Annotated in this window: 17 protein-coding genes and 1 tRNA gene; 11 read left to right on the top strand and 7 right to left on the bottom strand. The window is 62.7% G+C overall.

From position 1 onward, the window contains the following. Positions 1-125: 125 nt before the first annotated feature. On the bottom strand, positions 126-839 hold the full coding sequence (locus tag DL891_RS10190) for a hypothetical protein (protein WP_111720313.1): 714 nt from the start codon (positions 837-839) through the stop codon (positions 126-128). Positions 840-1,079: 240 nt separating this feature from the next. On the opposite strand from DL891_RS10190, the gene DL891_RS10185 reads away from it, so the two are divergent. After that, positions 1,080-1,961, top strand: coding sequence for a tyrosine-type recombinase/integrase (locus DL891_RS10185; protein WP_111720312.1), 882 nt, complete (start codon positions 1,080-1,082; stop codon positions 1,959-1,961). Between the two features lie 151 nt (positions 1,962-2,112). Here DL891_RS10185 and DL891_RS10180 read toward each other — a convergent pair whose 3' ends face one another. Genes DL891_RS10180 through DL891_RS10170 form a run of 3 tightly spaced genes read right to left on the bottom strand, consistent with a single transcriptional unit; the run spans position 2,113 to position 5,938 of the window. Then, positions 2,113-3,381 (bottom strand): hypothetical protein, encoded by a 1,269-nt coding sequence (locus tag DL891_RS10180; protein ID WP_111720311.1) that lies wholly within the window; start codon positions 3,379-3,381, stop codon positions 2,113-2,115. Next, positions 3,381-5,066 (bottom strand): McrB family protein, encoded by a 1,686-nt coding sequence (locus DL891_RS10175; protein ID WP_111720310.1) that lies wholly within the window; start codon positions 5,064-5,066, stop codon positions 3,381-3,383. The genes DL891_RS10180 and DL891_RS10175 overlap by 1 nt, the downstream gene beginning before the upstream one ends. A gap of 2 nt (positions 5,067-5,068) precedes the next feature. Then, positions 5,069-5,938 (bottom strand): Dam family site-specific DNA-(adenine-N6)-methyltransferase, encoded by an 870-nt coding sequence (locus tag DL891_RS10170; RefSeq protein WP_111720309.1) that lies wholly within the window; start codon positions 5,936-5,938, stop codon positions 5,069-5,071. Positions 5,939-6,201: 263 nt separating this feature from the next. On the opposite strand from DL891_RS10170, the gene DL891_RS10165 reads away from it, so the two are divergent. Then, entirely contained in the window at positions 6,202-7,365 is a 1,164-nt protein-coding gene (locus DL891_RS10165; protein WP_232819106.1) for a site-specific DNA-methyltransferase, read from the top strand. Between the two features lie 954 nt (positions 7,366-8,319). On the opposite strand, the gene DL891_RS10160 is transcribed toward DL891_RS10165, so the two are convergent. Next, positions 8,320-8,604, bottom strand: a complete 285-nt coding sequence (locus tag DL891_RS10160) for a helix-turn-helix transcriptional regulator (protein ID WP_111720307.1) — start codon at positions 8,602-8,604, stop codon at positions 8,320-8,322. A 42-nt stretch (positions 8,605-8,646) separates the two neighbouring features. On the opposite strand from DL891_RS10160, the gene DL891_RS10155 reads away from it, so the two are divergent. Continuing rightward, positions 8,647-9,609: a hypothetical protein gene (locus tag DL891_RS10155; protein WP_111720306.1), complete on the top strand. Its 963-nt coding sequence runs from the start codon at positions 8,647-8,649 to the stop codon at positions 9,607-9,609. Then, the gene (locus tag DL891_RS10150; protein WP_111720305.1) at positions 9,606-11,324 is read left to right on the top strand and encodes a hypothetical protein; all 1,719 of its coding nucleotides are present in this window, start codon (positions 9,606-9,608) and stop codon (positions 11,322-11,324) included. Before DL891_RS10155 ends, DL891_RS10150 begins: the two co-directional genes overlap by 4 nt. Positions 11,325-11,561: 237 nt before the next feature. On the opposite strand, the gene DL891_RS10145 is transcribed toward DL891_RS10150, so the two are convergent. Beyond that, positions 11,562-11,645 (bottom strand) — tRNA-Leu (locus tag DL891_RS10145). A 298-nt stretch (positions 11,646-11,943) separates the two neighbouring features. Here DL891_RS10145 and DL891_RS10140 point away from each other — a divergent pair. From DL891_RS10140 to pknB, 7 genes are read left to right on the top strand one after another with little or no spacing between them, the layout of a single operon-like run. Continuing rightward, entirely contained in the window at positions 11,944-12,720 is a 777-nt protein-coding gene (locus DL891_RS10140; protein ID WP_111720304.1) for a DUF3662 and FHA domain-containing protein, read from the top strand. Then, positions 12,717-13,274: an FHA domain-containing protein gene (locus DL891_RS10135; RefSeq protein ID WP_111720303.1), complete on the top strand. Its 558-nt coding sequence runs from the start codon at positions 12,717-12,719 to the stop codon at positions 13,272-13,274. The genes DL891_RS10140 and DL891_RS10135 overlap by 4 nt, the downstream gene beginning before the upstream one ends. Before the next feature lie 3 nt (positions 13,275-13,277). After that, positions 13,278-14,516, top strand: a complete 1,239-nt coding sequence (locus DL891_RS10130; protein ID WP_111720302.1) for a PP2C family serine/threonine-protein phosphatase — start codon at positions 13,278-13,280, stop codon at positions 14,514-14,516. Between the two features lie 55 nt (positions 14,517-14,571). Continuing rightward, the gene (locus tag DL891_RS10125; RefSeq protein ID WP_111720350.1) at positions 14,572-15,918 is read left to right on the top strand and encodes an FtsW/RodA/SpoVE family cell cycle protein; all 1,347 of its coding nucleotides are present in this window, start codon (positions 14,572-14,574) and stop codon (positions 15,916-15,918) included. A 3-nt stretch (positions 15,919-15,921) separates the two neighbouring features. Continuing rightward, positions 15,922-17,376, top strand: a complete 1,455-nt coding sequence (locus DL891_RS10120) for a penicillin-binding protein 2 (RefSeq protein WP_111720301.1) — start codon at positions 15,922-15,924, stop codon at positions 17,374-17,376. Further along, positions 17,373-19,112: a serine/threonine-protein kinase gene (locus DL891_RS10115; protein ID WP_111720300.1), complete on the top strand. Its 1,740-nt coding sequence runs from the start codon at positions 17,373-17,375 to the stop codon at positions 19,110-19,112. The genes DL891_RS10120 and DL891_RS10115 overlap by 4 nt, the downstream gene beginning before the upstream one ends. A gap of 48 nt (positions 19,113-19,160) precedes the next feature. Further along, a complete protein-coding gene (pknB, locus tag DL891_RS10110; protein WP_111720299.1) occupies positions 19,161-20,855 on the top strand; it encodes a Stk1 family PASTA domain-containing Ser/Thr kinase in 1,695 nt (564 codons plus the stop codon). Between the two features lie 118 nt (positions 20,856-20,973). On the opposite strand, the gene DL891_RS10105 is transcribed toward pknB, so the two are convergent. Then, positions 20,974-21,612, bottom strand: a complete 639-nt coding sequence (locus DL891_RS10105) for an aminodeoxychorismate/anthranilate synthase component II (protein ID WP_111720298.1) — start codon at positions 21,610-21,612, stop codon at positions 20,974-20,976. Positions 21,613-21,615 lie beyond the last annotated feature (3 nt).

The raw sequence follows: 21,615 nt of genomic DNA, 5'->3' as shown, positions 1-21,615 counted from the left end.
CCTTTGTGCCTAAACGCCAACTGGGCTACGTGGCCACCGTGACGCATCGCTGCCAGTCGCAGTGTCGGCTACTGACAAAAGGCCGCTCGACCCGGTCGCCAGTTGGCCGGGTCGAGCGACCCGCATCAGACGAGTTTGAGACTGACGGGATTTCGCCTGGCCGGCTTGTACCCCCAACTCTCAAGCAGCGCCACAATCGCTGTCTGCAACGCGGCCCGCAACGCTTCCTCGCCCTGGTCAGCCATCATGCGGAAAATACCAGTGATGCACGCCGTCATGATGACTGCTTCCACACTTCTACCGTTGTGTTCAGGGGTGCTCTCCAAGCTCCCCCGCTGCCCAAGGGTCACCTCACCCAAAGAGGCGGCGACTGCTAGCGCATTGTCGACATACAAGAAGAGTGTCTCGAAGACTCTGATTCTGTCTTCACGCATGTCCTCGTCTTCCATGATTCGCCACCCGGCAACGGCTACGACGTCGCGGCTAAGAGAGCGTGCCCATGATTGGGCCAGATGGAGCAGTTGAGCAACCCCGTCGAGGTGGCGCCCGGCGTCGTCGTTCCCGTAGACCAGCGGAATGCCGACAGTCGCGCTCCCCAAGAATCGTGACGTGACACCTGAAAGGCTATTCTCACCCAGGTCTAAGACCGGAAAAGTCAAGAAATCGAGATGCTCTGTGGCATCCATTAAGTCTTGCCGAAGAATGGAGCGCAATGGCCTGGTGGCGTACAAAGTCGCCAAAGCCACCATCGTTTCTCCATGAACTTTCACCGCCTCGGCCAGAGCTTCTATCGAGAGGAACACTTCGAAACCTGCAGTGGAATTTGAGTTGGGGGCCATCGGGCCCTCCTTTCTGTCGGGGACACTCGATACCCTGCGGCGGGTTTCAGCACCCCACACCCCGAATGCGAAAGAAAGGCAGATCTGGTCTGTTTACGCCCTGATCGCCTGAGGCGAATGTCGATATTCCCGTCCACTGGTACGGCGGTGAGTGGCGCGGAGTAGGCGTTAGCTCTGGTCTATGTCGTAGGCCCCTGCAACACTGGTGGCGATTACTACAGACATAAGGGGATCCGAATCATGCAGAAATATCAGCCACAGATGAAGGCGACACATTGGGAGCAGATAAGAGCCTTCGTTCACGAGGCCGTCTCCGTGGCCGCACCACATACCGCCTATTCCGAACGGTTGCTCTTGACCCCGGTATCTGCATTCGCGTTGTGGGCATGGCGAGACGCCGCCCTACCTCTTGATCAAGAGGTCCTGTTCTCCCGAGAAGTGATTGAGCACTTCGTTCGCACCAACCCGCGGAAACTTCGCCCGAGTGCGCTGCGCAACTACCGCACTATGCTCCTGCGCATGGCGGAAGCCCTCCTGCCGGACGAACAGCCGGCCGCCATGCGCCCATTGAATGATCGCGCCGGGGTACCCCCGTATTCAACCGATGAGGTCGAATCGCTTCAGTCCTGGGCGCTCGGTCAAGGCACCGAGTTGAAACGGCGCAAAGGGGCTCTGATGTTGAGCCTTTGCGCGGGCGCTGGGTTGCGTTCCACCGAGATCGCAGCCCTGAACCGGAGCCACATCCTTATCGATGACCAAGGAATTGTGATCAGGGTAGGCAGCCGTGAGGTCCCCTTGTTAGCAAGCTGGGAATCCTGGCTCCAGGCTGGCCTGAAAGACGTCAGCGACGATGATTCGGTGTTCGGCCGGCCGGTTCGGAAGCAGTCCAAGAATCTGTTGAGTGGCTTCGTCGAAACAACGACAGGGGATCTCAAGCCCAGAAGTGACCGGCTACGGGCCACGTGGCTAGTCACCCACCTTCGAGCGGGCACACCGATGAAAGCGCTCATGGCCGCCGCCGGCATCGCCAAGTTCGAAAACCTGAGCCGGTACCTGTCCTATGTGCCCACCCTAGGCACCGTGGAATACCGACAACACTTGCAGCTCAGGAAGGTTAGCTAGTCCGAAGTTGCGGCGCTGAGATCGGCTGTCAATGTCCATTACGAACTGCCCATGGGCGGCTTGGGTTCTAGCGATCGTTGCAACACTCGCCCGATTTGAGAGTTGCGTCAACCGTGCCCGACACATCAACCACTCCACCGTCCCGCCGGGTCTACCGCGAGGCCAAGGCGTGGGAATGCGCACCCATCAGGTCGCGCAGCGTCACCGCGAGTTCACGGTCGCTCTCGCCACGACGGTAACCGAAGAGGTCGACCCCTATGGATACGAGGATCGTCGGACACTCATGAAACCCAGTGACGTCGAACCGCCGAGGTGCCTCGTTCCACGGGTACAACAAGACTGCTATCGGCGCGCTAAGCGCAGCTGCCGTTGCCAATGACTGGTATACATGTTCGCTTTTCGGTTGGTTCGAGTACTTGGCTTCGAACGTCGCCAGCACCCGACCGTCCGCATGCTTCAGGAGACCATCGGGCTCGACCCGGCGCGGGAAGTTATCGGCGCGGGCAGCCGAAATGTCGATGCTGTCGACCAGCAGCGGGTACGTGGCCTTTGGTTCGACGCGGATATATTCGTTGGTCGCTGCAAGGGCGGCGAGGCCGCGTCCCAAGAGCGTCTCAAGTAGCCGCCACGGCTCGACAGCAACCTCGAGCCCAGTCGCACGCCCGGGGTCACCAACCACGGACTGGCTGCGGAGGATGGCGGCTGCGATGTCCCAAGCCGGCTCATACGACGCCCACTGTGCGGGGAAGCGAAGACGAGCCACCGCGGGGTTGACGAAAGCCGGTACCGGTGATCCGGGGATGACCGCGTTCTGGAGGCGGCGTAGCCGTGAGGCAACCTCGCCTCCCGCCGCAGACCTCCCGAGTAGCCCGGCAACGACGGATAGTCCACGAGTGAAGCCGTTCACAACCGAGAGCTCGTCGTGTCCCATCGGGAATAGTGTGGGATCGACCACACTCTTACGCGCCCACGTCGTGACATCAAGCCGCCCGCGCCACCTGCGACTGACCTCATGCCTGCGCTCGTAGACCATCATCGGCCCGTCCTTGCGCAGGGCCCGCTCAAGGCGCCGCGCATACTCCAGCGCGAGAGCCGCCGTCAGGTCGTTCTTGCGGTCCGAGGGTCGCGAATGTTGCGAACCAGTCACGGCGAGGCGCGTATCCTCCGACAGGAGATGGATAACTGCGGTTGTCCAGTCCTCTGCTCGTACCTTCGGCGCGACCTCGACAACATCCCCGCTCGGCAGCGAGAACGAGCCGACGACGTTCCCAAGTGAGGCACCCTGGCCGTCCCCACGGAATTGACGGATTGTGGGCCGCAGTTGACGATGCAGCTGCGCAGCTCCATCGCGCAGGTCTTGCATCCGCCAAGCGGTGACGGAGACCTGCTCATACTCCCGCATATGGAGACGTTCAGACATCAGCGTCCCGCTTGTCGCCGTAGCTCTGTCATAGCGTCCCGCTGTGGGATCTTCGACAGCTCCCTCACGTGCAGTCGCGCCGAGGCATAGGTGCCGAGCTCGGTGTCACCCTTCTGCCAGTACGCGACGGCCGTTGCCCCGCCCTTCGGACTCTCCGCCGTGCCGGCACGCAGCACAGCGGCCAAGGCTCCATCGTCGTCCTGCATTGCGAGCTTCAACGTCGACACGATGCGGTAGTCGAAAGCGGAGACCAGGCTAGCGGCCGCGTCCTCGACCGAGTCACCGCGGATACCCCAGAAATTTGACTGCCCGAGCCGAAAGTCCGCACCGAGCACTGCATCGATGCGGGCATTGACAGCCTGCAGCAGGTCCACCGCCAGGGCGGCTACGGTGGCAGGCGTCCACTCGATGAAATCCGCATCGAAGTCGGGTTCCTCTTCGGCGTCGAGGTGTTGGCTCAGCACCGCGTAGTTCGGTGGCATCTCGATGATCGAGAACCGACGCCGGAGAGCCGCATCAAGCGGTGCGACGGAGCGGTCTGACGAATTCATGGCGGCGACGACCCAGAGGTTCTTCGGCAGGGTGAATCGTGCCGGCACAGTAGTCCCGTTGCTGTACGGGAGATCGACGACCGCGGTGCCTCTCTTGTCCTTGTCGAGTAGGGCGATCGTGTCACCAAGTACTGCGGCCGCGTTGCCACGATTGAACTCGTCGAGGACGAGCAGCGCCCTCCGGCCTGGCGTCGAGGCGTACTGGGCAAGCTTCACGAGCGGTCCCGGTGCTGCTTTCACCACGACGCCACCCCGGGGGGCCTCCTCCGGCAACAGGCCGACGACCAGGTTCTCGTAGCTGTACGCCGGGTGAAGGACGACGGTGCGTGTCTCCCCCGGTAGAGCTCCCGCCGCTTCGCTGAATGCCCCGTGCGGCTCATCTGGGTCGAACAGGAGGCCGCCCGCACTGTGCTCAACGAAGTCAACGAGCTTATCGAGGAGAACGGTCTTGCCTGTTCCTGGTGGTCCGACAAGGAGAACGTTCGGGTTTTCTTCGAGGTGTTCGACCAGCTTCGCAACCTCGGGTGCCGCAGTGACTCCGCCCTTGACCTCGAGCGACGCGCAGCCCCTATTCCCATTCGTGCTGCGCGCGGCAGATGGGATTCCCCCGGGCAAGGAATCGAGCGCTGCCCATTCCACGTCGGTTGGGGGCTTGTCCAAATATGCGCGGACGTGAAGGCGGTTCTGCTCCCCCCGGAGCTTCACCGCGACTAGGTATGGCTCGAGGGCGCGGGCATCGAGATCTGCCCACTCTGTATCGGCGTCTGACTGTGAGCCGCGGTTCGGGTTCCCGGGGATTGTGCCGACGGCAGTCTCCACTGGGTTCGGGGTCAGCTTCCATGGGAGCGGAGCCCTTCCCATCGGCCAGTTCAGATGGTACCGGTCGACTGACCAATTCGCGTGGCCCAGGACCTCGCCGCCCGGCCAGACATAAGTCAGATCATGTCTGGCTCCCTTTTCCTGAGCGATGTGGAAGACAGAGGAGAGCAGATCGCGGCACTCGCCACTGACCTGCAAGAAGTTCTTCGTGTATGAGTCACCAGCCGCGGTCTGATCGAAGCGGCCGTATGTCGCCTTGAACGTGCTCATGCCGAACCGCCATACCCAGACCGCCTCGACTGACTGTGCGACCATGACTACCTCCCGATGACAACGGCCTCCGGGGAGCGGTGCGCTTCAACCTCACGCTTGCTCTGAGCCGCCACTGAACGATGTGCTGTGAAGCCCACGATATCGGCGAAGTCGAACAACTCTCGAACTGCCTTCGTGTCGCGATTCGACATGACCCAGCTAACGCCACGCTCAGAGAGCCCGCGGCAGATCGCAGCTAGGTCTATGAGATCCGGGAGCTCGAAGGTCTTGGCGTTGTACTTGTTGAACTTTGCAGTCGGTTCCTTCTCGTCCGAGTTCGTGAAAATCGGCAGGTATGGCGGGTCGAGGTAGACGAAGTCACCAGGCCGCGGTCGACTGAGTGCCAACCGGAAGTCCTCGGTGCGAATGTCGGCGATCGCGAGGGTACGTTCGAGAGCCGGATACGTATCGTCGCTAAATCCCTTGAACGAACGGTCGCCCCAAGGGGCGTTCATCGCGCCGGTCTTGGAGTTCTCGCGCCAGAGGTGGTTCCACGACGTCGCGTTGAGGTAGAGGAACCGACTGGCACTCTCGAGCGGATCAGTCGGTGCTTGCGCCCGGACCTCATAGAAGTACTCCTTCGAGTCCCTCGCCTTGTGCGCGTCGAGGAGCGGGCGCAGCTCATTTTGGTTGTCGCGCATCGCCATCCATGCGTTCACGAGGTGTGGGTTCAGGTCGGCGAGGTTGGCACGGCCGTCGATGCGGTCCTGTACTGCAAAGAAGACCGCTCCTCCGCCGAGGAACGGCTCATGATAGCTCGCGAACCTCGAAGGTATGAAAGGCAGAATGCGCGGCAAGAGCTTGGTCTTTCCACCCGCCCATCGGATGAACGGCTTGGTCGCTAGAGGCGCAGTCGTGGTGTGAAGGGCAGTCACGTCCCGTCGCGCCTCCTCTGTCCGTGGCTCATGTCATTGTAGTCTGGAGGAGGCCTCGGACATCCATTGCCGAGCCGCGCACAGACAGTATGGTGACCCGTTAGATGAATCAGGGAGTCGAGCTCACTTGGCCGAACAAGGACCTATCGCTGCGTGCCTCCGGAGTTACTTCATATAGGTGGGTCACTGAGTCCGATGCCACGTTGCGTCGTCCGTTGACGATGGAGACGTTCAGCACAGTGCCTATCGGGTCAAACTCTAACTTGCTTGCGATCGGTGATGGACTCGATGTGCTGGAGGCATTGAGCGAGACTTCCGTTTTTACCGAGGGCGTTCGAGCCGTTTACATGGACCCTCCGTTCAACACCGGCAAGACTTTCAATCAGTATGGCGATTCGCTCGCGCGGCCGATGTGGCTCAGCATGATGCGTGACCGACTCTTGGCGTTGAAGCCCTATCTCCGCGATGATGCCTCCGTCTGGCTGCATCTCGACGACAGCGAAGTTCACCGAGCCCGCTTTATTATGGACGAAGTCTTCGGGGAGGACGCTTTCGTCGCGTCGGTCATCTGGCAGAAACGAACGACTCGCGACTCGCGCGCCGCATTCTCCTCAAACCACGACACCATCCTCGTGTACGCGCTTTCTGGACCTCGAAAGTGGAAGCTAAGCCGCAACCTCCTCACGAAGGAAGAGACGACGCTCCGCAACCGCGACGACGATCCGCGCGGCCCATGGGCAGACGCGCCATTCACGGCTCCCGGTTTCCGCAAGGCGCAGCAGTACGAGATTGTCACGCCATCGGGGGACATCGTCCGTCCTCCGCGCGGCCGCTCCTGGTACGCGACCAAACCGACGTACCAGCAATTGGTCGAAGAGGACCGCATCTGGTTCCCGAAGGGCGGTGCAGGGAGTCCGCGCATCAAGCTATTCGCACACCAGCTTCGGGGCCTGGTGCCATTTACCGTCTGGGGATCGTCCGACGTTGGGACCAACGACGACGCGAAGCGCCATCTTTTGGAACTATTCCCCGAACGCCCCGTTTTTGATACGCCCAAGCCCGAGGTGCTTCTTGAACGCATCCTTCACATAGCGACCAACCCTGGTGAGCTCGTCGTCGATCTGTTCGCAGGCTCAGGGACTACGGCCGCGACCGCACACAAGATGCGGCGCCGTTGGATCACGGTTGAGCGAAACACCCAGACGGTCCTCGATTTCACGCTCCCGCGGCTACAGCAGGTCCTCGCCGGAACGGACCGCGGCGGCGTCACCAACCAAGTTTCCTGGGTCGGAGGCGGATCTTTCGAGGTCGTCCAGGTGGTACCTCGCTACGGAACGCTTACCGGTGTGCACCGATCCAAGGCGCTCCGGTCCAAGCTTGCGACTGCGCTGCCGCGGCCGAACACGACATTCGCTTCCACCGCCTGATTGCCTCGATCGGCTCCATGGCGGCACATCGACTTTTTCACGCCGCGCGCCGAGCTCCTGCTGCTGGAGGAGTCCGCAAAGCCGATCAACGTCGATCAGGCCCCTTGGTCTTGAACGCGTCGCGTGCAATTTCCCCCTAAGTCGATCGGAAGATTTCCGGAGGCCTCCCCTCACACGCGCTACTGACCCGGACTTCCAAGCCGTTTACCGGCAGCACCGGCCGATGATTGAACGGTCGGTTACGTGGATGACCCCCGGCGCGAGACGTGTCCCTTACCGGGGTGTGGTCAAAACAATGCGTGGTGGGTCAACAGAGCTGCCGAAATCAACCTCAAATGACTCGTAAACCTCGGATTGGCCGGTCAGAACGGGAGTTGGGTGCTTTGGCAACAGCGCAAGAACACACAAGGAGCCCTCCGGCAGCCGGCGTGGCCCGCATCCGACGCTCGGGGGCCGCCAGAGCGCCCCGGGTTCATGTTTCCGGGCGCAATCAGGCCCGCCCGAGCTCGATTAGGGTCAAAAAGTGGCTCTCTGTGACCAGCCGGCCCGGCATGATTTTTGCCCCCCGTCGTTGATGATGCGGGGGTGTTGTGCTCAGATTTTTGTCTCACGGTATCGGTGGGCACGGACACCGGGCGTGGCCTCGCCGGCCGTGACCCCCCGGTGTGACCCGGTAGGGACGGTTTGGCATTCTGTTCAACCATAGGCGGGGCCACTCGCCTGATCGCATCATTTGCCCGTGAATTAGCAATTGGCTCGCATCTCGTATTCGCACCGCGCATAGACAATTGCATGACGAAAGATAACTATGAGAGCGCTAGCTCAACCCCGACTCCCTCAGCAGTCACTTTTGAACCAGGGGCTCGCAAAGAAGTGCATACAGATTTGGGCCGTGTTGGGCTCCTGCTGTCGGTGCCCGCTACTTCTGCCGGAGCGGAAGAGACTAGCCGACAATCACTCAGCCGTCGGCGGGTGCGGCCACAGCTTTCGGCCAAGCCCGAGTTCCAGGTTCGCGATGGTGACCATATCCGGCCAGCTTTTGCCATTCATGAGCATGCTGATGACGGTTCTGTCGACACCAGTCTCCCGGGCGACGTCGCGAATCGTGCGCCCTCCGATAGCGTCTCGCACGTTGAGGGCGAACTGCCGCGCGACTTCTCCAACAGGGTCCTCGAAGGGAGTGTCCGGCCAACCGACGCCAAGCTGCGCTGGGGGCAGACGGCGTGGGCGCGGAGACATGCCTCAAGCCTACTGACCGCCATCGGGAGCCTTGAGAACCCAATGTCGGTGGCATATGGTGCTATTGCTGGCGATATCTACAGACACATGGGGGATGGCGTCTACGAACACATGCTCGGCTACCGACCGGCGATGAAGGCTACCCACTGGGTGTACATTTCGTCGTTCGTTCGGGGAATGGTGTGCATCGCCGCGCCCCTCACTCATGCCGCTGCACATCACTTGTTGACGCCTGCGTCGGCGTATGTGTTGTGGGCGTGGCGGGATGCCGGCCTTCCACTCGATGCGACGGTGTTGCTCGACCGGTCCACGATTGAGTTCTACATCAGGGCCAACCCGCGCGGGCTTACGGCGCGCACTATGCGCAGCTACCGGGCCCGCCTGTTGCGCATCTCACGAGTGGTGCTTCCCGATACGGAGCCTGCAAGCGCACCCGCGTATGACCGGGAATCCGGTACCGCCCCCTACAGCGCGGCAGAACTTGACACGCTCCGGAACTGGGCATTGGGGCAAGGCACCACGTTGCGTCGGCAGAAAGCGTTACTGATGCTCAGCCTCAGCGCCGGCGCGGGCCTCAAGTCCGTTGAAATAGCGCACCTGGCCCGCCGACACATCACCGTCGATGACGATGGCATTCTCATTGCGGTGCACCACAACGACTCCGCCCGCCTGGTTCCGTTGCTGGCCATTTGGGAACCGTGGCTGCTAGAAGCACTCCGAGGCGTAGATGACGATGCCCTCGTGTTCGGCACCACCAAGCGCACCCATTCACGCTGTCTACTCAGCGGGTTCGTTGTCACCACGGACGGCGACGCTAGGCCGACCAACGCACGATTGCGGGCGACCTGGCTGGTCACCCACCTGCAAGCGGGCACTCCCATCAAAGACCTTCTCACCGCGGCCGGGTTCTTGAAGTTCCAGAACCTCGCCCAATATCTTCCCCACCTGACCGACACTGCACGCGCCGACTATCGTCGAATCCTCCGGATGGGAGTGGCCAAATGAACGGCCCCGCGCCCGCGAGTCTCACTGCGGCCAAACCTGTGTCGGATGCGGCGATGGCGGAAGCCTGGTTCGAAGAAGCATTTGGAATGAGCCCTGGAAAGTACGAAAGAAAACGGCACGGCCGGTTTCCGCTGGCTTACATCAGCAACGCGAAACGAATCATCGACCGTTCCGGCGTCGTCAAACAGCTCGAGACTTGGCATGCAGAGGAACGCAAGAGTTCCGCCGGACGTCCGGCAACCATCAGCTTCGAAGCCGTACTCATCCTCTTCCTAATGGAGGTTCAAGTAGGACGCGGGATGGTCTTCACCGAGTTAGCGACCACCCTCAAACACCGGCTGCGGCGAAAACAACTCGCCCTCATCGGCATAACCCGAACGGACGGCAGCGAACAGGACTGGTATGACCGGATATGGCGCAGCAGCCAGAAGCTGATGAAACTCGTCGACTCCCGGCCCGGTCGCCGTAATCGCATCCTCCGCAAGGAAGGCGAATACCAGGCCGAAATCGCCAAACGAGACCCGGCCGAGTGCGCGAAGAAACTCACCCGGATGGATTGGCTCTGCAATCAGCTCATCGACGCGTCGGTCAGCTATCTTCCTCGGGATCTCTGGCGCCGGTTCAAGGGCAACACCGCCATCGACGCCACCTGCATTCCGGTCCAAGGGGCCGCCGGGAACCCGGGCGAAAGGCTACCACCCCACCTGCCGCGCCGCAGCATCGACTACGACGCCTCCTACTGGAAACGCACCGGCAACCATGAGGGAACCGGCCGCAAGGGGGAAGTCTTCGGGTACGAAGCTGAAATCGCAGCGATGACCCGCAACAACCCAAACGAACCGCAAACATTTCCGTTCCTGGCGACCGCGGTTGGGTTCCACAACCCCGGCAAAACCCGCGGTGCCGGCATGCGCATGCTCGACTCACTCCACGAGCGCGGCTTCCCGGTTGGGTACCTGCTCAGCGACCGTGCCTACGTCCCCGGCGCGGACCCCGAAACACTCCAAGCCCCCGCTCGGGCACGTGGGTGGAAGTTCGTCGCGGACTACAAGGTCACCGACATGGGCAATAAGGCTTCGCACGCGCGCGCCATCCAGGTCGAAGGCATTTGGTACGTCAAGTACATGCCCACCGACCTGGTCAACGCGTGGAAGGATTACCGCGAGAAGAAAATCGACAAAGAAACCCGCGACGGCCGACTTATCTCCCGCGAGCAGTACCGGCTGAAGCCAAAGGGCCACCGCGACAAACAGGGCTACCAACGGTTCCTCTACCCAGACCCGAACAAGTACCTGGCGTACGACCAGCTCACCCACAAGCTCATCAAGAAACCGACCACGCCAAAAACGGTCACCATCCCGCCCAGCGCCGGCATCAAACGTGCGCAGGAGTTTGTCTACAAATCCGCCACTTGGCGTCGCTGGTACGGCATGCGGAACACCATCGAGTCCATCAACAAGAGCGTGAAAGACCCCACCAAAGAAAACATCGCCGACCCGGGCCGCCGCCAAGGCCGCGGCTTCACCTTCGCCTACCTCGCCACCACGCTGGCCCTGGTATCGATGAACCTGCGCAAAATACACTCGTTCATCCGCGACCTGCTGCAAGTCCGCCCAAAAAAAGCTAAGGCCCGGGCCCCGAGGCGAACTGACAGTCTCACCACAATGTTCACCGGAGGCGCCGCCACGACCGGGCATCACCCGCCACCGGCATAACACCCGGCCCCTCGGCTTACCTTTTCTTGTTTCCCGCACACCGCACAGCGTCAGCCTGCCCAAAAAGCAGGCTTTTCCGCTTTAATCGATGAAATCAGCGCAGAGCCGGCGTGAAAGTCAGGCCAGAAGGCGAAACGCCACAAAAAGCTGAAGGCCGACCCGGGAATCACTCCCTGATCGGCCTTCTTTCTGGTATTTCGCGAACCCGGTACACCTGATTTCGCGAAACACCCACTGTGCGCGAGGGGGGACTTGAACCCCCACGTCCGTTAAGACACTGGCACCTGAAGCCAGCGCGTCTGCCAATTCCGCCACTCGCGCGAACTCAAGTGACATTATCACCTCTTGGGGCCGAGCGCTATTTGGCGGCGTCTGCGTGATACAGCGAGCGCGAATACAGGCGGGACCGTAGTTTCGTCGCCGAAAACATGCGCGATTGCGCCGGATTAGAGCAGGGTGCCTGATTTGGCAGCGCGCACTCCCTATAGAAGTTAGGAGCGGACATCCGCGCGCGAGGGACTCGAAAGCCCCACGGGAAACGGCGTCCGAGCCTCAAACCACGCTCTTTCCAGCCCAGCCAAGTAGCATTCTCATAGTCACGAACCAGATCGGGAGACCTGTGGGCATACTGGACAACTTTGAGAGAGGCTTGGAGCGCGTCGTCAACGGCGCCTTCGCCAAGACCTTTCGATCAGGGTTGCAGCCCGTCGAGTTGGCCTCGGCGCTGCGTCGCGAACTCGACACCAAAGCGGTGGTGGTCACGCGTGACCGCATTCTGGCGCCCAACAGTTTCACCATCTTCGTGTCGGCCGTCGACCATGATCGCCTGCGCCAGATCGGCCCGACCCTCGTCGACGAACTGACCTCGGTCGTGCAACAGCACGCGACGAAGCAGCACTACCAGTTCGCCGGCGGCATCAGCATCCGGCTCACCGAGGATCCCCATCTGACCGAGGGGATGAGCCGCATCGAGTCAGTCAACGTGAAGGGCACCGTCGCCTGGACTCCTGTTATCGACATCGGCGCCAAGCGATACCCAATAGTGAAATCGCGCACCGTGATCGGCCGCGGCTCGGATGCCGACATCACCGTCGACGACACCGGAACCAGCCGCAAACACGTCGAGATCCTGTGGGACGGCACCCGCGCCCAGGTGAACGACCTGGGCTCGACGAACGGCTCCCAGCTTGACGGGCAGCGCGTGACCCAGGCACCGCTCCCGCCAGACTCCGTGATAACCATCGGCCGAACGCGTATTGTGTTCCGAGTGCTCCCTCAGGCCTCAACGATCGACCAGTTCGCCGACCTCCGGGTCGACGAGCAACCCGGTGACCACCAGAAACCCGGTCAGGGCGACCGCAAGAAACCGGGCGACAACTTCTGGGGCACGCCATGAGTGACGTATCCGAACTTACGCTCCTCGTTCTCCGCGTGGGCTTCCTCGCCCTTCTGTGGTTCTTCATCTTCGCCATCGTCTTCGCTCTGCGCAGCGACCTGTTCGGACAGCGCGCGCGAAAGATCACCGACCAGCCACAGGTCGCAGCAGCCGGCCTTCCGGACAGCGCCGCCTTTCCGGGCGGTACCGCTCCAGCCGCGGCACCTGTCTCCGGCCATACCGCCGAGCCCACCGTCAGCTCGGGAACCATCGCCACCATCAACAACACCAGCCGCCTCATGATCACCTCCGGCCCCCGAGCCGGCACCGTCATCACCCTTGGCAGCGAACCCCTCACGATCGGACGGTCGAGTGATTCCGGCCTGGTCATCCGCGACGACTACACCTCGACCCACCACGCCCGTCTCATGCTCTGGAACAATGACTGGATGGTGCAGGACCTCGATTCCACCAACGGCACCCTGCTTGCCGGCAAACGGGTCAGCGTTCCCACCCCGATTCCGTTGGACACCCCGATCAAGATCGGCATGACCACATTTGAGCTCCGGCGGTAGCGCATGACGATCGGTACCCTCAGCGCCGCGGTCTCCCATGTCGGCCGAATCCGCTCCAACAACCAGGATTCTGGCTACTCCGGAAACAAGTTGTTCGTGGTCGCCGATGGGATGGGTGGCCACGCCGGCGGTGACGTGGCCTCTGCCATCGCCATCCGACGGATTCGCGACGCCGACATGGAGTACACCTCTGCCCATGACGCCGAGTTCGCCCTGCAATCAGCCCTGATCGCCTCCAACTCCCTGCTGGCCGAAGCCGTCTTCGAGCACCCGGAACTCACCGGCATGGGCACGACCGTGTCGGGGTTCATTCGCGTGGGCGACCAGATCGCGATCGCTCACATCGGTGACTCCCGCATCTACCTCTACCGCGACGGTGAGCTCAGCCAGATCTCGGTCGACCACACGTTCGTGCAACGCCTGGTCGACTCCGGCCGCATCACGCCCGAGGAAGCCCTGGTGCACCCGCGCCGATCGGTGCTGATGCGCGTGCTCGGTGACGTGGAATCGTCACCGGAGATCGACACGATGATCCTTGACACGCGGCCCGGCGACCGCTGGCTGCTCTGCTCGGACGGACTCTCCGGCGTGGTCTCCGACACGGTCATCACAGGAATCCTCTCCCGTCACTCCAACCCGGATGACGCCTGCCACCAATTGGTTCGTAAGAGCCTCGACGGGGGAGCCCCCGACAACGTGACTGTGGTGCTCGTCGATGTGACCGCCGACCCGGATACGCCGCCCGGCCGGCCGAACACGGTGGGCTCCGCGGCCTCGCCCCTCGTCTTCGAGACGGATTCCCGTACCAAGCCCGTGCGCCTGCCCCTGTTGCGCCTGCACACCCTCAAGCCGCCGCCCGAGTCGCACTTCGAGAGCCAGTCGGAAGAGTATCTCGACGAGCTGATCGCCGAGGACAAGCGCCGGGCCCGGAGGCGCAAGCGCAATCTGGTGATCGGAATTGTCCTCATCGTCGCCGTCGTCGCGGTGGCACTCAGTCTCGCCTACCAGTGGACCCAGACGCGATTCTTCGTCGGCACGAACGGCGAAACCGTCGTGGTCTTCCAGGGCGTGCAACAGAGCCTCGGGCCGATCTCCCTGTCGCACGAATACATGGTCACGTCTCTCACCCTCGACGAATTACGTCCCTACGACCGTGCGCGGGTGGAGGAGACCATCAACGTCGACTCGTACAGCGAGGCGATCACGATCGTCAATTGGTTGACCGATGCCGCCATCCGATAGCCGCGGCGGGCCCGTGGTCGAGGCCTCCCCGCTGAACCCCGAGCCCACCGGCGCCATGAAGCTGCTGAAGCCATTACGCATCCCGCAGAAATTGCGCAACCGCGAACTGTTCCTGCTGGTCTTCGCCTGCGTGATCAACACCGCAGCCATCGTCCTCGTGCAACTCGGGGCGCTGCGGTCGATCGACACCTCCCTGGTGACCCTCGGAATCGGCCTGTCGGTGCTGGTGTTCGGCATGCACATCGTCATGCGGTATATCGCACCCGACGCCGATCCGTTCCTGTTGCCGGTCGCCACCGTGTTGAACGGCCTGGGAGTGGCGATGATCTATCGGATCGACCTGGCCGAGGGTGACAGCGGCTGGGACGCCGCATCGACTCGCCAGATCGTCTGGACCGCGCTCGCCATTGTCATCGCCATCATCACGCTTGCCGTCGTCAGGAACCACCGCGTCCTTCAGCGCTACACCTATGTGGCCGGTTTCATCGCGCTGGTACTCCTGTTGCTGCCGATGCTGCCGTTCATCGGCACCGAGGTCTCTGGCGCCCGGGTATGGATATCCGTGGGTGCCTTCAGCTTCCAGCCCGGCGAAGTGGCGAAGATTGCCCTGGCGATCTTCTTCGCCGGGTACCTGGTGCAGCACCGGGACAGCCTGTCGATGGTGGGCAAGAAGGTGCTCGGCGTTCGCTTCCCCCGCCTGCGCGACCTCGGCCCGCTCCTGGTGGTCTGGGCTCTGTCGATGTCGGTGATCATCTTTCAGCGTGACCTAGGTACATCGCTGCTCTACTTCGGCCTGTTCCTGGTCATGCTCTATGTCGCCACGGCCCGCCTCAGTTGGGTGCTGATCGGCCTCGGCCTGTTCGCGGCCGGCGCCTACATCGCCGCACAGTCGCTGAGTTATGTGCACGGCCGCATGATCAACTGGCTGGATGCGTTCCACCCGGAGGTCTTTGGCGCCGACCCGGGCAGCTACCAGCTCGTACAGGGCATCTTCGGGCTGTCCCACGGAGGTCTGATCGGTACGGGCCTCGGCGAGGGCGACCCCGACCTGGTGCCGCTCGCCAACAGCGACTTCATCATCACCAGCCTCGGCGAAGAGCTCGGCCTGATCGGTCTCTTCGCGATCTTCGGCCTCTACCTCCTGTTCGTCTCCCGGGGATTCCGCATCGGCTTCGCGGGGCAAGACGACTTCGGAAAACTTCTGGGCGTCGGCCTCGCCTTCATCGTCGCGCTCCAGGTCTTCATCGTCGTCGGCGGCGTCACCCGGGTCATCCCCCTCACCGGGCTCACCACGCCGTTCCTGGCCGCCGGTGGCTCATCGCTGGTCGCCAACTGGATCATTGTCGCCCTCCTGCTGCGCCTGTCCGACAGCGTGCGCAACCAGCCGAGGATGGTGATCTGACAGATGAATCGTGAACTGAAACGTGTCAGCATCGTTGTGCTGCTCATGTTCGTCGCCCTGATGACCTCCACATCGATCATCCAGGTGTTTCAGGCCGACAATCTGCAGGCGGATGCCCGCAACACGCGCGCCGTGATCGAAGCCTATTCGGCCAAACGCGGCCCGATACTCGTCGAGGGTGAGGCGGTCGCACTCTCCAAACCCATCGATGACATGTACAAGTTCATCCGCGTCTACACGGACGGCCAGTTGTATGCCCCGGCGACCGGTTATTACACCATCGGACAGGGCAGCACCGGAATCGAGAACGCCCTCAACGCCGAACTCACCGGAACGGCCAACTCGCAGTTCTTCGAAAAGCTCAACAGCATCATCACGGGACAGATTCCGCAGGGTGCCGCGGTCGAGCTCACCCTCGATCGGGTCGCCCAACAGGCCGCCTGGGACGCCCTCGGTGACCTGCAGGGTGCCGTCATCGTCACCGAGCCCAAGACCGGGCGGATTCTGGCCATGGTGTCGAAGCCGAGCTTCGACCCGAACGAGCTCGCCGTTCACAAGACGTCCACGATCATCGAGAACTACGACGCGCTCATCGCAGACCCGGCGGACCCCCTCTACAACCGGGCCATCGCCGGAAACCTGAACCCTCCCGGCTCGGTGTTCAAACTCGTCGTCGCGTCAGCCGCATTCCAGTCGGGCAAATTCACCCCCGACAGCCAGTTCCCGAATCCGGCTTCTTTCACCCTGCCCGGTTCGACCGCCGTGATCTACAATTCTGGGCGGGGAACCTGCGGCGATGGGGCAACCGTGTCGATCGCCGACGCCGTGCGCCTCAGCTGCAACATCCCGATGGCCGAATTGGGAATCGCCCTCGGCAGCCGGGCGATCCTGGACGAGGCGGAGAAGTACGGGTTCAACAAGGAGCTCCAGGTTCCACTGGATGTGACCCCGAGCACCTATGAGTACACCACGGACAAGGCCCAGGTGGCACTCTCGGCCTTCGGCCAGGGCAGTGACCGTGCCACCCCGTTGCAGATGGCGATGGTCACGGCCGGGATCGCCAACGGCGGCACCGTGATGAAGCCGAATCTGGTCGATTCGATCCTGTCACCCGACCTGCGTGTGCTGGACTCGTTCTCACCCGAGGTCTACAGCGACGCGATCAGCCCGACGACAGCCCGACAACTCACCGAGATCATGGTCTCCGGAGTCGAGAACGGCGCGGCCAGTAATGCAAGAATAGACGGAGTCAGCGTCGCCGGGAAGACGGGGACGGCAGAGAACGGGCCGGATGACCCGTACACACTGTGGTTCACCGGTTTTGCCCCGGCGAACAATCCAGAATTTGCCATTACCGTTCTCATTGAGAATGGTGGCGGAATGGGCCAGGAGGGGTACGGCAACCTGCTTGCCGCTCCGATCGCAAAACAAGTATTAGAGGCGGTGCTGAATAAATGAGACCGACAGCGGGACTCACGTTCGGGGGACGGTACCAGCTGCTTTCGCGCATAGCGATCGGTGGCATGGGTGAAGTGTGGGAGGCGACCGATCTGGTGATCGGCCGCGTCATCGCGATCAAGATCCTCAAAGATGAATTCATGGGCGATCCCGGGTTCTTGGAGCGTTTCCGGGCCGAGGCCCGCCACGCCGCCCTGGTCAACCATGAGGGTATCGCCAATGTCTATGACTACGGCGAGGAAGAAGGCAGCGCCTTCTTGGTGATGGAGTTGGTGCCAGGGGAGGCCCTGTCGACGATCCTCGAACGCGAACGGGTGCTGTCGACCGACCGCGTGCTCGACATCGTCGCGCAGACCTCGGCGGCACTGCACGCCGCGCACTCCGCCGGTCTGGTGCACAGGGACATCAAACCCGGCAACCTGCTGATCACCCCCGATGGTCGCGTGAAGATCACCGACTTCGGTATCGCCCGCATCGCCGACCAGGTTCCGCTGACGGCCACCGGACAGGTGATGGGCACCGTGCAGTATCTCTCCCCGGAGCAGGCCTCGGGTCACCCCGCGTCGCCCAGCACCGATATCTACTCCATCGGTATCGTCGCCTACGAGTCCCTCGCGGGTCGCCGGCCGTTCACCGGCGAGTCGCAGGTGGCAATCGCGATGGCGCAGATCAACGAGTCTCCGCCCGACCTGCCGGTGACCGTCTCCGAACCCGTTCGCAACCTGGTCTACGCGTGCCTCGCGAAAGACCCCTCCGATCGTCCGGCCTCGGCTGCCCACCTCGCCCGGGCGGCACAGGCGTTGCGACGCGGGGATGTCGCGGCAGCCGCCGCATCCGTTCCCGCTGTTCTCGGGTCGAATACGGTCACGCAGGCCACGGCGCTGCTGCCACGGGGCGCCTCCGACCAGACCACCATGCTGCTGCCCGCAGGCGCAAGCCTGTCCGAGCCGACGGCGCCGGTACAGACCACGACAGAGAAGAAACGCAACCCGTGGACCTGGCCGCTGATCGCGTTGATCGCCATCCTGTTGATCGTCTTGATCGGTGGCATGATCGCGCTGTTCAACCGCCCGGTCACCCCGTCACCGGTCTCGCCGTCGCCGTCGCCGTCGCCGTCGGTCAGCGTGACTCCGTCACCGACCACGCCTCCGTCCACGGCGCCCACCACGGCCGAGGTCAATGCGAGCGACTTCGAGACGCTCACCAGCCAGGAGGCTACAGACAAGCTGAAGGCCCTCGGCATGAAGGTCAACGTGGAGCAGGGCAATCAGGCACCTGACCAGGGTTCGGTTGACACCGTCTATCGTGTGAACCCGACGGGGACTGTTCCGATCGGCTCGACCATCACCCTCTTCGTCTATTCCGATATCGCAAAGCCGAACGCTCCCAGCTCACCGGCCTCGATGCAGTCAGACCCACCGAACACGGTGGTTGCCGGCAACGAGTTCAAGATCACGTTGTCGTCGGCCCAATGCCCCGCAGGGCAGACCCTGGCCGGATACAACATCACGGTCGACGGCGGCGGAAGCCTGGTCGGTGAGAACGGTTCCACCAGCCTGAACGCCACCATCAAGGCAAAGGACGATGCGGCCGGCGAGTCCATACAGATCACTTACACGGTGATCTGCGGGGCCCAGGAGTCCGACCCGTCTCCAGGTCTGACCGTGCAGGTCGTTGCACCGCCCGTTGAACCTTCACAGCCCCCCGCGGGCGAGCCAGCACCCGATCAGGGGTAGGGCGGCGAATAGACTGGGATCGAAATTACGCCGACTGGAGAAGATTTAGTGAGTGAAGATGGTCGCCTGCTCGCCGATCGATACCGGGTGGGCGAACTGATCGGTCGAGGCGGCATGAGCGACGTCTACGCTGGCACAGACACCCGACTGGGCCGCACGGTTGCGATCAAGATCCTCAAGTCATCACTCGCGGCCGACCCCAGTTTTCGCACCCGTTTTCGGCTAGAGGCACAGGCCGCCGCCCGAATGGCGCACCCCACGATCGTGCGGGTGTTCGACGCCGGCGAAGAGACTGTCAACGACGAGCGCGGCCACGAAGTGCAATTGCCGTTCATCGTCATGGAACGCGTCTCCGGTCGCCTGTTGAAAGATGTGATCGGCCACGGACCGCTCGACCCATCCGAGGCGACCCGCATCATGGAGGGGATCCTGACCGCGCTGGAATACTCCCACCGGGCCGGCGTGGTGCACCGCGATATCAAACCGGGCAACATCATGCTCACCCAGTCCGGCCAGGTGAAGGTCATGGACTTCGGTATCGCACGCGCCATCTCCGACTCCTCGGCCACGGTCGCCCAGACCACCGCGATTCTCGGCACGGCCTCCTACTTCTCGCCAGAGCAGGCCAAGGGCGAGACGGTGGATGCCCGCACCGACCTGTATTCAGCCGGTGTCGTGTTGTTCGAGATGCTCACCGGCCGAGTGCCCTTTCGTGGCGACACCCCGGTGGCGATCGCCTACCAGCATGTCAGCGAACCGCCGGTGGCCCCCTCCACGCTCAACCCGAGAGTCTCCCCGGCGCTTGACCAGGTGGTGCTGCACGCGCTGGACAAAGACCGGTTCGCCCGATTCCAGTCGGCCGCGGAGTTCCGAGAAGATGTCGTCATGGCCGGCAGCGGCATCATTCCCCGCCGCAAGGTGGAAGAGCCCGGCGCGAACCTGTTCGGCGCGCCGCCCACCGCAGCCTCGTCGTCGGAACAGGCGATCCGCCAGTTGGCCGAGAACCAGACCGTGGTGCGCACCCAGAACCGCCCTCCGGTGATCTGGATCTGGGCGGGTGTGGCGAGCGTGATCATCATTCTGGCGGCCGTGGTCTTCTGGGTCGTCTCGTTGAGCCCGTCGAACCTTGTCTCCGAATCGACCAGGGACGTGCCCGATTTCTCGGGGCAGACCTTCGACGCCGCAGCCTCCACCCTGGAGGGCTTGAAGCTGATTCCCAGCCGAGTGGATGAGGAGTCACCGACGATACCCTCCGGCCAGGTACTGCGCTCGGAGCCGCCCGCGAATTCCACCGTCAAGGTCGGCGAGGTGATCAAGCTCTACGTCTCGCTCGGCACCCAGAAGGTCGAGATTCCCGACCTCATCGGCCAATCGGTCGACGACGCCAAAAAGGCCCTGCTCGACGCCAACCTCACACCGGGGACCGTGGACATGCGCAACTCACCCACTGTGGCGCCGAACAAGGTGCTCGGCACCGACCCTGCCAGCGGCCAGGCGGTCGACGTGGGCACCACCATCAAGCTCCACGCCTCGAACGGGATGGTGAAACTGCAAGATCTGACAGGCCAATCGATGGCTGCCGCCACCGACATCCTCGACAGCGCCAATCTGCAGTTGACCGCTGTTCCCCAACCCGACCCGAACTGTCCGGCCGAGCCCAACACGCCGGTGTCCCACCAATCGTTGGCGCCCGGAGATGTTCCGCAGGGCTCCAGCGTGATTCTGCAGTACTGCTCCGGCTAACACCCTGCCCGCGGTTCAGCTCAGCGCACTGCACGGCTCAGCAAAGTGCACGGCCCAGCACACTGCACGGCCCAGCACACTGCACGGCCCAGCAAAGTGCACGGCTCAGCAACACCGCTCAGTTCAGGCGCACCAGCGGATGCAGGGTGCGGGCCCTATCCCGCGCGCCCACGCATCCAACCCGTTCGAGCCAGTTGCCGAGCATGGTGTATCCACCCTCGGTGAGCACCGACTCGGGATGGAACTGCACCCCGTAGAGCGGAGCCGTCCGATGCTGCAGGCCCATGATCACGCCGTCGTCAGTTCGCGCCGTCACTCTCAGGACCGCCGGCATTGTGGCGTCGACTACGGCCAGCGAGTGGTACCGGGTTGCGATGAAGTTCGTCGGAACGTCGAGGAACAACTCGCTGCCGTCGTGAGTGACTTCGGAGGTCTTTCCGTGCATCAGCTCGGCTGCAACGGCCACGGTTGCGCCGAACGCACTGGCGATGGCCTGGTGCCCGAGGCACACCCCGAAAAGCGGCGTGCCCGAGTCGAGTGCCGCGTGCACCATCGGAACGGAGATCCCCGCCTGTTCCGGGGTGCCGGGGCCCGGGGAGAGGAGAACACCATCGAATTCAGCCAGCATGCTGACCAGGTCGGCTTCGGCGATCTGGTCGTTGCGCACGACGTGCGTATCAGCACCGAGTTGGCCGAGATAGCCGTTCAGGGTGTAGACGAAACTGTCGTAGTTGTCGATGACAAGTACTCGGGTCATGTT

It is taken from the genome of Homoserinimonas sp. OAct 916, assembly GCF_003260275.1.
GTDB lineage: Bacteria > Actinomycetota > Actinomycetes > Actinomycetales > Microbacteriaceae > OACT-916.
Note: the sequence above shows the minus strand (reverse complement) of the source record. Positions and strands in the feature narration are given on the sequence as shown.

Bases quoted from the DNA above. Each gene is read 5' to 3' on its own strand.
- DL891_RS10180 (WP_111720311.1), bottom strand. From the start codon at position 3,381: ATGTCTGAACGTCTCCATATGCGGGAGTATGAGCAGGTCTCCGTCACC.
- DL891_RS10150 (WP_111720305.1), top strand. From the start codon at position 9,606: ATGAACGGCCCCGCGCCCGCGAGTCTCACTGCGGCCAAACCTGTGTCG.
- DL891_RS10160 (WP_111720307.1), bottom strand. From the start codon at position 8,604: ATGTCTCCGCGCCCACGCCGTCTGCCCCCAGCGCAGCTTGGCGTCGGT.
- DL891_RS10190 (WP_111720313.1), bottom strand. From the start codon at position 839: ATGGCCCCCAACTCAAATTCCACTGCAGGTTTCGAAGTGTTCCTCTCG.
- DL891_RS10175 (WP_111720310.1), bottom strand. From the start codon at position 5,066: ATGGTCGCACAGTCAGTCGAGGCGGTCTGGGTATGGCGGTTCGGCATG.
- DL891_RS10115 (WP_111720300.1), top strand. From the start codon at position 17,373: ATGAGACCGACAGCGGGACTCACGTTCGGGGGACGGTACCAGCTGCTT.
- DL891_RS10130 (WP_111720302.1), top strand. From the start codon at position 13,278: ATGACGATCGGTACCCTCAGCGCCGCGGTCTCCCATGTCGGCCGAATC.
- DL891_RS10185 (WP_111720312.1), top strand. From the start codon at position 1,080: ATGCAGAAATATCAGCCACAGATGAAGGCGACACATTGGGAGCAGATA.
- DL891_RS10135 (WP_111720303.1), top strand. From the start codon at position 12,717: ATGAGTGACGTATCCGAACTTACGCTCCTCGTTCTCCGCGTGGGCTTC.
- DL891_RS10120 (WP_111720301.1), top strand. From the start codon at position 15,922: ATGAATCGTGAACTGAAACGTGTCAGCATCGTTGTGCTGCTCATGTTC.
- DL891_RS10125 (WP_111720350.1), top strand. From the start codon at position 14,572: ATGAAGCTGCTGAAGCCATTACGCATCCCGCAGAAATTGCGCAACCGC.
- DL891_RS10155 (WP_111720306.1), top strand. From the start codon at position 8,647: ATGTCGGTGGCATATGGTGCTATTGCTGGCGATATCTACAGACACATG.
- DL891_RS10105 (WP_111720298.1), bottom strand. From the start codon at position 21,612: ATGACCCGAGTACTTGTCATCGACAACTACGACAGTTTCGTCTACACC.